The 13,818-nt window shown below is 45.2% G+C and carries 11 protein-coding genes, 1 tRNA gene and 1 pseudogene; 10 read left to right on the top strand and 3 right to left on the bottom strand.

Features of this window, described 5'->3' with window-relative positions:
- Positions 1-1,919 (bottom strand): ATP-dependent zinc metalloprotease FtsH (ftsH, locus tag SGI98_08340; GenBank protein ID MDZ4743407.1); only part of this gene is annotated, 1,919 nt, incomplete at its 3' end.
- A 201-nt stretch (positions 1,920-2,120) separates the two neighbouring features.
- Here ftsH and gcvT point away from each other — a divergent pair.
- Genes gcvT through gcvPB form a run of 4 tightly spaced genes read left to right on the top strand, consistent with a single transcriptional unit; the run spans position 2,121 to position 6,505 of the window.
- Positions 2,121-3,218, top strand: coding sequence for a glycine cleavage system aminomethyltransferase GcvT (gene gcvT / locus SGI98_08335; GenBank protein ID MDZ4743406.1), 1,098 nt, complete (start codon positions 2,121-2,123; stop codon positions 3,216-3,218).
- 13 nt (positions 3,219-3,231) lie between these two features.
- Entirely contained in the window at positions 3,232-3,615 is a 384-nt protein-coding gene (gcvH, locus tag SGI98_08330; protein MDZ4743405.1) for a glycine cleavage system protein GcvH, read from the top strand.
- 47 nt (positions 3,616-3,662) lie between these two features.
- The gene (gene gcvPA, locus SGI98_08325) at positions 3,663-4,991 is read left to right on the top strand and encodes an aminomethyl-transferring glycine dehydrogenase subunit GcvPA (protein ID MDZ4743404.1); all 1,329 of its coding nucleotides are present in this window, start codon (positions 3,663-3,665) and stop codon (positions 4,989-4,991) included.
- Between the two features lie 47 nt (positions 4,992-5,038).
- Complete coding sequence (gene gcvPB, locus SGI98_08320; GenBank protein MDZ4743403.1) at positions 5,039-6,505, top strand: aminomethyl-transferring glycine dehydrogenase subunit GcvPB; 1,467 nt, start codon at positions 5,039-5,041, stop codon at positions 6,503-6,505.
- A gap of 238 nt (positions 6,506-6,743) precedes the next feature.
- Here the strand turns inward: gcvPB and SGI98_08315 are convergent, their stop codons facing one another.
- Positions 6,744-7,451, bottom strand: coding sequence for a L,D-transpeptidase (locus SGI98_08315; GenBank protein ID MDZ4743402.1), 708 nt, complete (start codon positions 7,449-7,451; stop codon positions 6,744-6,746).
- Between the two features lie 111 nt (positions 7,452-7,562).
- Here SGI98_08315 and SGI98_08310 point away from each other — a divergent pair, with 111 nt between their 5' ends.
- The 4 genes from SGI98_08310 to SGI98_08295 all read left to right on the top strand — a co-directional run bounded on the left by SGI98_08310 (position 7,563) and on the right by SGI98_08295 (position 10,319).
- Positions 7,563-8,549, top strand: a complete 987-nt coding sequence (locus SGI98_08310) for an ATP-binding cassette domain-containing protein (GenBank protein ID MDZ4743401.1) — start codon at positions 7,563-7,565, stop codon at positions 8,547-8,549.
- A complete protein-coding gene (locus tag SGI98_08305) occupies positions 8,546-9,358 on the top strand; it encodes an ABC-2 family transporter protein (GenBank protein ID MDZ4743400.1) in 813 nt (270 codons plus the stop codon). The genes SGI98_08310 and SGI98_08305 overlap by 4 nt, the downstream gene beginning before the upstream one ends.
- A 5-nt stretch (positions 9,359-9,363) precedes the next feature.
- Positions 9,364-10,173, top strand: coding sequence for an ABC-2 family transporter protein (locus tag SGI98_08300; protein MDZ4743399.1), 810 nt, complete (start codon positions 9,364-9,366; stop codon positions 10,171-10,173).
- 72 nt (positions 10,174-10,245) lie between these two features.
- Positions 10,246-10,319: transfer RNA gene (locus tag SGI98_08295), tRNA-Gln, on the top strand.
- Here the strand turns inward: SGI98_08295 and SGI98_08290 are convergent.
- A pseudogene (locus SGI98_08290) lies at positions 10,292-11,110 on the bottom strand (site-specific integrase). The gene SGI98_08295 and the pseudogene SGI98_08290 overlap by 28 nt on opposite strands.
- On the opposite strand from SGI98_08290, the gene SGI98_08285 reads away from it, so the two are divergent.
- Together SGI98_08285 and SGI98_08280 are read left to right on the top strand one after the other, a co-directional pair.
- Positions 11,067-12,587 carry a hypothetical protein gene (locus SGI98_08285; GenBank protein ID MDZ4743398.1) on the top strand — a complete coding sequence of 507 codons (1,521 nt, stop codon included), beginning with the start codon at positions 11,067-11,069 and terminating at the stop codon, positions 12,585-12,587. The pseudogene SGI98_08290 and the gene SGI98_08285 sit on opposite strands and share 44 nt — an antisense overlap.
- 2 nt (positions 12,588-12,589) lie before the next feature.
- Positions 12,590-13,654 carry a tetratricopeptide repeat protein gene (locus SGI98_08280; protein ID MDZ4743397.1) on the top strand — a complete coding sequence of 355 codons (1,065 nt, stop codon included), beginning with the start codon at positions 12,590-12,592 and terminating at the stop codon, positions 13,652-13,654.
- Positions 13,655-13,818 lie beyond the last annotated feature (164 nt).

The raw sequence follows: 13,818 nt of genomic DNA, 5'->3' as shown, positions 1-13,818 counted from the left end.
GTCATTTTCCCGGTATCGATAATATCTTTGATCTGTGCACCGTCCAGAGTCTCGAATTCAAGCAGGGCTTGGGCGATGATTTCGACTTCTTTGCGGTGTGAAAGGATTAATTCTGTTGCGCGTTTGAAAGCTTCGTCAATGATCCGTTTTACTTCAGCATCGATTTCTTCAGCTGTTTTTTCGCTATACTCGCGGGAACGGGATAAATCCCGGCCCAAGAAAACGTATTCAGGGTGGTCCCCGAGGAGGATCATTCCCAGACGGCTCATGCCCCATTCACAAACCATGCGTCGGGCTAAATGGGTGGCTTGGGAAATATCCCCGGAAGCACCATTAGAGATATCACCGGAGTAAAGTTGCTCGGCAATACGCCCGCCCATCGTCACAACAAGGAGATCGAGGGCTTCTTTTTGTTGGATGGAGTATTTATCCCCTTCCGGCAGGTACATGGTCGCCCCTAAATAAAGTCCGCGCGGAATAATTGTGACCTTGTGCAGGGGATGGGTATGTGTGAGTAATACATTGAGTAAAGCGTGCCCAGCTTCATGCCACGCCGTGCCGGTTTTTTCTTTTTCACTCATGGCCAGACTGCGGCGTTCACGACCCCAACGCACTTTGTCACGTGCTTCCTCAAGATCGACCGTTTCGACCGACTTTTTATTCAGGCGGGCAGCGATTAAAGCCGCTTCATTAATCACATTGGCCAGCTCCGCACCGGAGAATCCGGGGGTGGCTTTTGCGATTATGGACACATTGACAGTTTCACTGACTTTAATTTTTCTCAGGTGGACACGGAGGATTTCCTCGCGCCCTTTGACATCAGGCAGCGGGACATGTACTTCACGGTCAAAACGGCCCGGACGTAAGAGAGCCGGGTCGAGTACATCTTTACGGTTTGTGGCGGCAATGATGATGACCCCTTCTTGGGTGTCAAATCCATCCATCTCCACTAACAACGCATTTAATGTTTGTTCGCGTTCGTCATGGCCCCCGCCCGTCCCGTGCCCACGATGGCGGCCCACGGCATCAATTTCATCGATAAAGATAATACAAGGTGCCTGTTTTTTACCTTGTTCAAACATATCACGGACGCGACTAGCCCCTACACCCACAAACATCTCAACAAAATCCGATCCGCTGATACTAAAGAAAGGAACATCGGCTTCTCCTGCAATAGCCTTGGCCAAGAGGGTTTTGCCCGTACCCGGAGGGCCGACGAGGAGTACACCCTTAGGAATACGTCCGCCCAAACGTTGGAATTTTTTTGGATCACGGAGGAAATCAACAATTTCAAGGACTTCCTCTTTTGACTCTTCTATCCCGGCCACATCTTTGAAGGTAATCCTATTTTTCTCGCGTGTCATGACCTTGGCGCGGCTCTTGCCGAAGCTAAAGGCTCCGCGGCTGGCATTTTTAAATTGTCGGGCAAAGATGAACCAAATCAGTCCGAAAAGAATAAGGATAGGGAGAATACTGTAGAGAAAAGTCCTGAAAAAGGTGGTATCAGGATAATCAAATTTGATGTCGGTGACTCCTTGGACTGAGAGCTTCTCGGAGAGTTCCTTCATGAATTGGCTATTAACAATGGTTTTGCCCTTGGCTAATTCGGAATTATTATCGTCTTTCCAATAGGAGTAGGTAATCCATTCCTCCCCGGCAGCCTTGTCGCTATTAATGACCACATCCTTGATTTTTTTATTATCCAGTAATGTGATAAATTCAGGACTGTAATTAATGAGTTTGACGCTGGACTCGGTCTTTGAAAGTAACTGGATAACAACCGGCAATGCGGCAATAACAAGAACAACAACTAGTAGACCCCTCCAATTCAATTGGGGGCCTTGATTGTCATTAGGATTTTTATTGTTATCGTTCTTCGGGTTTTTACGATTGTTTTTCTTAGGGGTATTTTCAGACATGATTTTTTATATAAGTGCGATCTTTTCAAAACTAACACAAGGTTTTTAACAATGCAAACCGTATAAAATTAATCATTCAAAGCGTTTTATGGTTTTGAATACATGTTTTAACATGGGTTTACGGGTAAATGTTTCAAGAAATCTCATAAAATTCATGTCGCTCGTTGACACAAGAGGGGGACTGCTTTTATTCTCAGAATCATGGCCGATTCTACAATCTGCAAAAAGACACCCCTCTACGACGAGCACATGCGGCTGGGAGGCAAGGTGATTGAGTTTGGAGGGTGGTTGATGCCAGTGCAGTATTCCGGAATCCTTAAAGAACACGAAGCCGTCCGCTCAAATTGTGGGTTATTCGATATCAGTCACATGGGAGAATTGATGGTTGAGGGGGAGAATGCCGATGACTTCCTAAATTTTTTGTTAACTAATGATGTAAACAAGCTCTCTAATGGTCAAGGGCAATATTCAATCCTTTGCAATCAAAATGGTGGCGTCATCGATGATCTTTACGTTTTCCGTATGGCTGAGGGGAAATATTTTCTCGTGGTCAATGCTTCCCATATTGATGAGGATTTTGAGTGGTTACAGAAATTCTCGTCGGGCTATCTTGTTCAAGTCACTAATCTCTCGGAGCAAATGGCTGCACTTGCCATTCAAGGTCCTGAGACAGCCGGTTTATTAAGTGAACGATTTGGAATACAATCTCTTCCTCTAAAAAATGAGATTATAAAAGTGGAAGTGCTGGGGGTCAGATTGCTTTTAAGTAGGACTGGTTACACCGGGGAAGATGGTGTGGAGATATTTTTCGAAGCAAACTCCGCGGGCAAAATCTGGAATGCTTTTATAGATGCAGGGGTGACGCCTTGTGGGCTCGGGGCGCGTGATACACTGCGTCTAGAGGCGTGTTATCCACTCAACGGGAATGATCTTTCACCCCTTAAATCCCCGATTGAGGCGGGATTAGGTTATTTTGTAGCACTGGAGAAACCTGATTTTATCGGGCGTCTCACCTTGGAAGCCCATAGAGTCACTTTCCCCCCCACAAAACTGGTGGCTTTCGAGCTAACAGACGTAAAAGCTCCGCCCCCTCGGGCCCATTATAAGCTTTTCTTCGAAGGCCAAGAAATCGGAGAGGTTACCAGTGGTAGCATTTCTCCAAGCCTCAAAAAGGGTATCGGCATGGCTTATGTGGCCGGTCCTTATTCACGTCCTGGACAATTGCTCGAAATCCAAATCCGCGATATGAAATATCCCGTCAAAGTAGTAAAGAAACCTTTTATTAAAAAATCATCCTAACCCAAAATTATCTATGTCAAACGTTCCAGATACTCTTAAATACGCTGAATCTCATGAATGGCTCAAGGTCGAGGAAAATATCGGGATCGTGGGGATCACCGACCATGCCCAGTATGAACTCACCGATGTCGTGTATGTAGAGCTCCCTAAAGTCGGGGCAACCGTTTCCAAGGGGTCGCCTGTGGCAGTGATTGAGTCGGTGAAGGCCGCCTCCGATATTTATTCACCAGTCTCGGGCGAGATTATTTCGGTAAATGAGGCTTTACCGAATAATCCGGCGGATGTGAATACGGATCCTTATGGCAGTGGATGGATATTCAAAATCAAGCTCTCTGATGCCGGCGAGGTGGATTCCCTTAAATCAGCAACAGATTATTCTACCCAAATCGGTGGTTAATAGACCTTTTTTACGCCTGTACGATTACAGGCATTTTCTGGAAAATTATGGATTACATACCGAGTTCTGACAATGACCTTCAAGACATGATCCGCGCCAGCGGTTATCAATCCTTTGACGATCTCATCGCCACTATCCCCGAAAAGCTCCGATTCCCGGAAATGAATCTTCCTGCTCCCTTGACCGAGCTTGAACTCATGAGGGAGATGAAACAAATTGCTGCGCAGAACTGGCCGATTGATGAATATTTAAGTTTTCTCGGTGCGGGGGCGTATGACCATTTTATTCCCACGGTCGTTGATTACCTTTCGGGGCGCGGGGAATTCTACACCGCCTACACGCCTTACCAAGCCGAGGCGAGTCAGGGAACCCTTCAAGTTATCTACGAGTACCAGAGTCTCATGTGTGCCTTGACAGGATTAGATGTCTCGAATGCCTCGCTCTACGATGGTGCCTCAGCCCTCGGTGAGGCGGCCTTCATGACATTGAATATTGATCCGGCGAAGAATAAATTACTCATTTCAGGTTGTATCCATCCGGAATATATCCAGGTCATCCGCACCTATCTGGGGCCGATAGATGCAGAAGTGGTGATCATCCCGGAAAAAAATGGACGCACGGATTTGGATTCATTGGAAAAATTAATTGATGAAAAAACAGCGGCTGTTTTTGTCCAGTCCCCGAATTTCTTTGGGACAATCGAGGAAATGGAGCAGTTTTCGAAAGTGATCAAATCAAAAGGGGCGTTTTTTGTCGCAGTGGTGAATCCCATAAGCTTGGGCGTCTTGAAAGCCCCCGGTGAATACGGCGCCGATATTTGTGTGGGTGAAGGCCAACCTCTTGGGATTCCCGTCTCGTTTGGTGGTCCGTATTTGGGCTTTTTTACCTGCTCGAAACAATTTGTCCACAAAATCCCCGGGCGGTTGGTCGGGCGTACTGTTGATACTTGTGGAGACTTGGGGTATTGCCTGACATTACAAGCAAGGGAACAACATATCCGCCGTGAAAAGGCGACGTCAAATATTTGTACGAACCAATCCTTGATGGCCCTGCGAGCGACGATTTACCTTTGTATGCTCGGCAAAAAAGGAATGCGAGAGGTAGGTGAACTTAATCTTAAACTCAGCCACTATGCTGCCACGCAAATTGCTGCAATTGACGGGGCTCAGATCATGCACCTGAATGATCAGGCCCCATTCTTTAATGAATTTGTCGTTAAACTGCCTGTTGAGGCCGTCGCACTTTGTGAGGAACTCGCAGAGACGGGCACATTTGCCGGATTACCGCTTTCGAGATTCTTCCCTCACCTGAAAAATGAATTACTTGTCTGTGTCACTGAAACTAAAACCAAAAATGAGATCGACCATTTTGTCTGAGAACTCGGCGAAGCCATTCAAATACTTTCCTCTAAAGCAGCCGCTGTATGAAACGCCTCGAAGCCCCTATTTTTGAAAAAAGTGTCTCCGGCCACCGGGCGACCACATTTCCCGTCATAAACGATATTCCGGATGATTATCCTATCCCAGCACATTTGTTGCGTTCACAGGAGCCTGTGTTACCGGAGGTCTCAGAAGTTGATTGTGTCCGGCATTTCACACGCCTTTCGCAGTTGAATTTCTCGATTGATACGAATTTTTATCCGTTAGGTTCCTGCACAATGAAGTATAACCCAAAGATAAATGATCGTGCCGCAGCACTTTCCGGGTTCGCTCAGATACACCCTTATCAGCCGGAGAAATCCTGCCAAGGGGCCATGCAGCTTCTTTATGAACTCGAGCAAATGCTTTGTGGAATCACCGGCATGGATGAGGTCACTCTCCAACCGGCGGCTGGAGCCCACGGTGAGTACACGGGGATCATGGTGATCCGTGAGTATTTTAAAAGTAAAGGGGAGAAGCGGACAAAGGTACTGGTGCCGGACTCTTCCCACGGGACGAATCCCAGTAGTGCAAGGCTAGCCGGTTATGAGGTTGTCACGATAAAATCGGGTGCGGACGGCTGCGTGGATCTGGATTCCTTAAAAATGGCCTTGGATGACCAAGTCGCCGCCCTGATGTTGACCAATCCGAATACGGTCGGCCTGTTTGAGAAAAATATCGTGCAAATTGCGCAGATGGTTCATGACCAAGGCGGGCTCCTCTATTATGACGGTGCAAATCTGAATGCATTGCTCGGGCTCGCCCGTCCAGGAGACATGGGTTTTGACGTTATCCACCTGAACCTCCATAAATCTTTCAGCACACCCCATGGTGGTGGTGGTCCTGGGGCAGGACCTGTAGGGGTCAAAAAAAGCCTCGCAGACTTTTTACCTGTCCCGCGTATCCGCAAGGCGGATAATCAAGACCGCTCCTACGGGTATTCCTGGGATAGTCAGTTACCGGATTCAATTGGCAAAATACGTTCGTTTTACGGGAACTTCGGTGTTCTCGTCCGTGCTTATACCTATATTCGAGCCCATGGGGCGGAAGGAATGCGCCGTATCTCCAAAGGTGCCATTGTGAACGCGAATTATCTGAAGGAAAAACTCAAAGGACAATACACTCTTCCTTACGATGTGCCATGTATGCATGAATTTGTCCTCAGTGGGGATCAACAAAAAGCAAAAGGATCGAGTGCCCGTGATATTGCAAAACGACTTTTGGATTTCGGGTTCCATTCACCGACCATTTACTGGCCTCAAATTGTCAAAGAATGTATAATGATCGAGCCGACGGAAACCGAGAGTCGTAAGACTCTGGATGAATTTGCCGAGGCCATGCTGCAAATTGCCCGTGAAATCGATGAAGACCCGAAAAAACTTGCAGGGGCACCTTACACACTGCCCGTTCAACGTATGGACGAGGTTAAAGCCGCCCGTGAGCTGGATATAAACTTTAATAAAACGGAATAACTTCGTTCTTTTCTTCTCTTAACGACAAATTAAATCTATGGCCGGATATTCAGACTTTGGCTTGGTGTCACTTTTGATTTTTGGATAGATTTGAGAGAATAGGTGTGTCGGCCCGATGTTTTTTTTATAGCGGTTGGTTGGGTTAGGGTCGATTTCCCTTCCGTTTGGATATTGATCAACGGGGGATAAATGCAAGGTCTGGAGTTAACCTTGACCTCACATTAATTCTGTAATCGCATTACATCGCTTTTTTCTTTGAATCCACGTAGGGGATGTAAACTTCGTAGAAGCTCGAACTGGTCAGGAAACTACTCTTGGGATCAGGAGCCGTATAATCTGTAGGACGTTTAAGATTACGTCCGAGGGTTTGGTCTTCAGGCAGGCTCTCTGCAATGATAACCGTGTTTCCAACTTCTACGATATCATAAAAATCGGCTGTGACATTTTCGTGCAGGCGTAGACAACCGTGTGTTTTGGGTTCTGGCCACACCCATCCGACATGGAAACCGTAACCGGGGTAGAACTCCACCCAATAGGGCAGGGGATGCCCCACATAACGCCAACCGGATCCGGCGGGCCTGTCTTTGACATGAGCGGGTTTAATCTGTCCAGTCGCATCATTCACATAAAAGCCATAGGTTCCCGAGCGACGATCCTTCTTTTTTGTCGTTACTTTGTAGGTGCCTGTCGGTGTCGGGTGTCCGGGTTTGCCGACACAAGTCGCTGTGACCATCAGAGGTTGGCCATTTTCCATGACGTAAACAGCTTGGTTTTTCAAGGAGACTTTAACGACAACATCCTTGGGGTTAGTTGGCTTTTTTACGGGTACGGAGTAGTTACTCGCACCGATTATACCCTTTGATGAACCGCCACCTGTCGAAGCACAGCCTGAAAATAATGCCGCAGCTAAAAGCAGACCGGATAACCCGAAAAGTATTTTTTTCATATAATGATATTTCTAATGGAGCAATCGAGACAAGGCAAGGAGAAGAGAGAATGATTTTTTTATAGTCAGGACCTTTGCGGGGAGAAAATAATCTGCTAATGTCCGCCCCACATGTCTGCCATCGTCGCCAATAATCTCGGTAAAACCTATAAAACATATAAAAAGAAACCAGGTTTTTGGGGAGCCATCAAAGGCCTCGTCAGTAGGGAATACCAGTCCACCCATGCCGCCCAAGGGGTTTCTTTTACGATAGAGGAGGGGGAACTCGTCGGATTCCTCGGCCCCAATGGGGCTGGAAAAACGACTACCCTCAAAATGTTATCAGGACTGATCCATCCAACCTCAGGTGAGGCTACGGTCCTTGGATTTATCCCTTCCGAGCGGGATAACCGGTTTAAAAAGCAATTTGCACTGGTCATGGGACAGAAAAATGCCCTTTGGTGGGATTTACCAGCCCAAGAGTCTTTGGAGTTAACCGCTGTTATTTATGAGATTGAACAGGAGAGTTTCAGAAAAAGACTCGATGAATTAACGGGGTTGCTCGATGTCCGGCACAAACTAAATGTCATGGTGCGGGAGCTTTCCTTGGGTGAAAGGATGAAATTTGAACTGATTAACGCATTGATATATAATCCGAAAGTACTTCTCTTAGATGAACCAACCATTGGATTAGACGTTAATGCCCAGAAAACGGTTCGCGAATTCCTGAAAGGGTATAACCACGAAAATAAGATTACAACGATTCTGACCAGCCATTATATGCAGGATATCGAGGAACTGTGTGAACGGGTCATGATCATCGACCATGGTCACCTCGTTTATAATGGGAGGCTCGATTCTATTTTAGCACAATTCTCAGATCACAAGATCGTGAATATCGAGTGCCGTACGCAAATTGTACCGATGGATTTCAGTTTGATGGGGGAGGTGCTTGAACTCAAAGCCCAAAGCTTGAAAATCCGGGTCAAACGAAGCCGGATAACGACAGTGTGCCGCGATCTGCTGGCTTTGGAAGGGGTTGACGATATTAATATAGAAGAAGTCCCTGTTGAAGATATTATCCGGGAAGTCTTTAACCAGAATAAACCCGTTGCATGAGTGCTATCAGGACATATACCACTGTTTTCCAGACAGGACTCCAGAATACCTTTGTTTACCGTTGGAATTTCCTGATCCGGATGGTATTTAGTTTTATTCCATTTTTCGGAATGATGTTTTTCTGGAAGGCTATTTATGCGGGGGCAACATCAGAGGAGATTAATGGATACACATTTGGAAATATGGTGTTTTATTTCCTGCTAGTAAGCCTTTTCGAGTCTTTGGTCATGCCATTGGATGATGAATGGCAGATTTCCTCGGATATTCGGGACGGGAACCTGAACTCCTTTTTGTTGAAACCGATCAGTTATCTCTACTACCGTTTTAGCCTGTTTTTAGCTGGCCGCTTGGTGTATTCAGTGGTCACTATTGCTCCTCTCAGCATCCTTTTCATTAGTTTTGGACGTTTTATTGATTTGCCTGTCGATCCGGCCGTTTACTTTTACACAGCCTTGGCATTGGTTTTGGCGGCTACACTTCAATTTCTGATTTGTTATACTATTGCCCTCATTACATTCTGGATATTAGAGGTTTCCACATTGGTTTTTATCTTCTTTTCGCTGGAATACTTTTTCTCGGGACACCTATTCCCCTTGGATCTGATGCCCGAATGGATTTACAGGATTATCAAGTGGACCCCGTTTCCGTACGAACTTTATTTTCCCATCGGGATATTCAACCAGCGGATCAGTGGCCAGGAGATGGTTTTCGGATATTTGGTGCAAATTGCGTGGATAATAATCTGTTATGTGACTGCACGGTTCCTCTGGTCAAAAGGATTAAAAAAATATACCGCGGTCGGGGGATAACGGGGATGAAAAGATATTTCAAAATTTATAAAATCCTACTGCGTAACTCCATCATCCGGGAGATGAATTTCGCCGCAAATTTCTGGCTCTGGCTCATTTGTGAGGCTCTCTGGTTTTTTGCGCAAATTGCTCTGATCGAAGTCATCTTCCTCCATACAAAAGAAGTCGCTGGATGGAATAAATGGCAGGTCGTCATGCTTTTTGGTGCGCACCACATGACGAGCCAGTTCTTTCAAGCCTTCTTTTTTATGAACCTGACGAATTTGCCAGAATTGATCAGGACGGGGAAACTCGATTTTATCCTGCTCCAGCCCATGAATGCGCAATTTGCAGTCTCTGTCCAGAAATTCGGGTTCGATAACCTCATTAATGGGTTTGTCGGGCTGGTATTTGTGGCATATGCCTGTATGAAACTCGGGTTTGTCCCGTCATTACTCCAGATCGTCCTCTTTTTTGCCGGAATCCTACTGGCGATGTGTATCCATTATGGGATGATGATGCTTTTGTCGAGTATCTCATTCTGGATTATTAAGGCTCAAGGTCTGGTTTATGGTTATTACACCCTCATGAATATCGCCCGGTATCCTGATGCTGTATTCGGGGTCGCCCCGCGCCTGATGCAATTTGCCATGTCGATCATTATTCCAGTCATGGTCGTGTCAAATGTACCAGTCCGACTTTTTAATGATATTACCACTGGTCCAAATCTTTCCCTGAGCATTCTTTTTTTTATTGGGGGATGTGTCTGGATGATGGGTGCCTCGGCTCTGTTTTGGCGTTTTGCCCTGAGGCACTATACAAGCGCCAGTAGCTAATGATTTTTTTACAAAATCCAGTTGCCATCGCTTTCGGGGTCAGGTAATAATGCCCTTTCTTTCGTGAAGTACTGCCCGATAGTGTAACGGTAGCACATTGCCCTTTGGAGGCAAGCGTCTAGGTTCGAATCCTAGTCGGGCAGCCATTTTCTTCCCCATGCCCAGAGGTGCACACAGATGCCATAAAGTGATTTTCACCCTTATTTTTCAGGGGTTCTGTGTATGTTTGATTTTCGTCCGAGGTGAACTGAGGTGCACAGCCAGAATCATCGCTGTAAGTGGTTTCTATGCGTTTTAGTGTGCGTTTTAGTGTGCGGTTTTGATCTAGTCGGGACAAATGGCTCAATACCTCTTCAAAATTCGTCTTGGAAGCATCATAATAGTGATAGTTTGTTGTTTTAAGGTCGCTATGCCTCATGATTTTTTGAACGGTCAGGGCATGAGCCCCAGAATCTATTAACCAAGTCGCCAAGGTCAACCTGAATGAATGATAGTCGACTTGACGCCCCAGCTTGTCTTTGTAAGGAATGCCAGCCTTTTCCAAGTCCTTTTGCATCGTTCGATATTCAGGAACAAATTGCACAACCCTTTGGTTTGTATCTTGAATTTCTGATCTTTTCTTTTAAAACACTAATAAGAGTTCACTTGCTATCTGAAGGATATCCGCTTTTTTATTTTTAGTGAATTCGGCCCGTAGAATTATTCTCTTATTTTCCAGATCAATATCCCGCCATTCAAGATTCTCAACTTCATTTTTTCTTAGCCCTGTGTAAAGGGCGACAAGATAGGCAAGGCGACGATGGGCAGGGCTTACCTCTAATAATAATTGGATTTCTTTAGCAGTAAAGGCACGGCGTTTTCTGGTTTCATGCCCTCGCTGTTCTACTCTGTCAATGACACTCAGGGAGTTCTCAAGGGTACGTTTAACTTTTATCATCCAAGATAGGAAGGCACTTGCCGCAGATAAATACTCGTTCAAGGTTTTAGCCGCTTTATTCTTATTCTTTGAACGCCAAAATTCAAAGGAATATTTCGATAAACATTATAAAGAGTTGCTGAATAGGACAGCAAGTATCAATTCCCGGCTAACAGGGCTGGACAAAGAGGAAAATGAAGGGAACAGGGAAAGGATATTGGCGGGATTGAGGGCGGAAGCCGAAGGGGTCAAGCCATTGGCGGCAATGCTCGGGGTGTCGTATCCGCAGCCTAAAGAGTGGGAGGTGATTATCCTGGAGAAGGATGGCAATATCTCGCAGTGGTCTAGGCATGATTTAGTTGACCCTCTCTTGGAGTTTAAGTATGGCAATATCACGGAAATCTATTGGCTGGGATACTTTGAATATGAGGAATATAGATGGCGTTATGACTGGAACACGGGTGGGAGTCGGATGGTAACGTACAAGTACGATGCGGTAATGGAAGGGCGTAACGGGGCGTATGTGGATACGGCCAAGACCTTATCTATCAGGGTGGGGAGTGTTTTCAGTCAAGCGAACGCAAAATACAATAGTGACCCGGCCCTAGCGGAGCAAAGACAGAAGGCCTTGGAACTTAGCCGGGAGATAAATAAATTGCGCAAGGAGCAGGCAGTGCTGCAAGACCAATTGGTGGCCCAGTATGAAAATGACCGCTCTGATCAAGGCGGATATGCCGTGCAGGATTACAATACAAAACAGGATTTCTGGCAGGAGTTACTGGGCAGAAGGAATAAGAACCAGACACCCACCGGTGTCATGACTCTGGCGTCAGCTAATACCACTAGCGGCAACGAGACTGACACAGATACGGGATGGATGGGGAATGTGAACGATATTCGCAATCTGTTCGCCGGACCGGGTGCGCCGGTTGGGGTCGGGGGCGGAACTAGCCCTTTACAAAAAAGCACCGATGAGAATGGGTGGACCGATCCTAATCATCATTCACAAGTGGAAAAAGACCAAGCGGCTGAAAAATTGAATAAAAAGCAGCAAGAGATAAAAGATGCAGCAAAGGATACTGTGGTAAGCGGTGTTGCTGAGTTCGTTCCGGCCCCCGGAGAAGTTGGGGGAGTAATTAAGAAGGTAGTGGTGGAAGTTGCTAAAGACAAGGCAAAAGGTGGTGATGGTAATCCTATAGATGCTGGCAAAAAAGTTATTGAAAATAGTATGGATGATGTCAATAAGGTTTTTGAAGGTATTAAGGAATTATGGGGGATGGGGATTGATAAAATGCGAAAGTTAAAGGAACGCAACAAAACACAGGAGCAAAAAGATGAAGAGAAAAAAATCGAGAATGAAGAAAAAGCAGAAAAGATGAGAAAGAATGATAAAAATTTAAAAGAAAAAAATAAAGGGACTATGTATTCCAACGGTGTGCCCTATGAAATATATTATGATAAGGATGCCCAACCTGTGTTTATTCCTGAGGAAAGATAAAAATGAAAAAACTGATACTACTCTTGTTCACTCTAACTACCTACGGCTGTTCACCACAAAAGTCATCTGAAGCCCAGATGAAGATCATCTCTGGCAAGCACGGGGATTATGCGATCGTGAAAGGTCAAAGTGATGATGAATTATTTCAGGAGGCTGAAAAATACATGGTGGGATACGGGAGAAAAAGTGACATAAATAAAGCCGTTACGATCTATTCTGAATTAGCAAATAAGGGCTATACGCCAGCGCAAATGAAACTGTATGATTATTTACCTGAAGGGTTTCACTCAATTGTTCTGAATACTAAGGAAATTCAGGATTATATAATGAGTTTAGATAATAATCAATTAACACCACTGCAGATGTATAACATGGCTGTTCTCTCTAATTACGCAGAAACAAAAGAGAAGGATGAAAAGAAAAGCTTTGAATGGATGTTAAAAGCCGCTGAAGCAGGATATGCTACGGCTCAATATCGATTGGGTATTTATTATGCATTAGGAATTGGTGTTCCAGAGGACAAGAAGAAGGCATTTTTATGGTATAAAAAGGCAGCTATGAGTAGTCATGCAGAAGCGCAATTCACATTAAGTCAATATTATCGTTTTGGTACGGTAACAGATAAAAATTTAGAAAATGCCTTCTATTGGCTCAAAAAGTCTGCAATGAAAGGATATGTTTACGCAGAGGTGGACTATGCCAAAGAATTGGTCAAGCGAGACAAAACAGGCAAAGAGGAAGAGTCCATTCAATGGTTTATGAAGGCGGCACAAAAAGGGGATTCCGAAGCATTGTTTATTTTAGCTGGATATTATATTGTAGGAGAAAAAGTTAAAGAAGATCGTCAATTAGCCTTTAAACTTTTATTAAGTTCTGCAATGTTGGGCTACATGAATGCCCAAAGGTCAGTGGGGGATTTGTATTTGGCAGGGGTCACCGGGGTCAAAGATCAAAAGAACGCCATCTATTGGTATCAAAAGGCAGCGGAACAGGGGGATGAGCACTCAAAAGCCAAACTAGATGAGCTAATTCCGCAACAGAAACCGGAGGCTAAAAAGAACAACTAAAAATTACAAGGCCTACGGCCTCTAAAATAAGGGACAGGCTAATAGTTTTGCAAAGGAGATGGGAAGTATTAGATGGAGAGCTGTAAGTATCTTTATAATAATAAGATATATATATCTTATTTGTGAGGATGTACCCCTTCGGGATACGGGGAAAGTCCACTTTC

The sequence above is a fragment of the Verrucomicrobiota bacterium genome, assembly GCA_034440155.1.
Classification (GTDB): Bacteria; Verrucomicrobiota; Verrucomicrobiia; order JAWXBN01; family JAWXBN01; genus JAWXBN01.
Note: the sequence above shows the minus strand (reverse complement) of the source record. Positions and strands in the feature narration are given on the sequence as shown.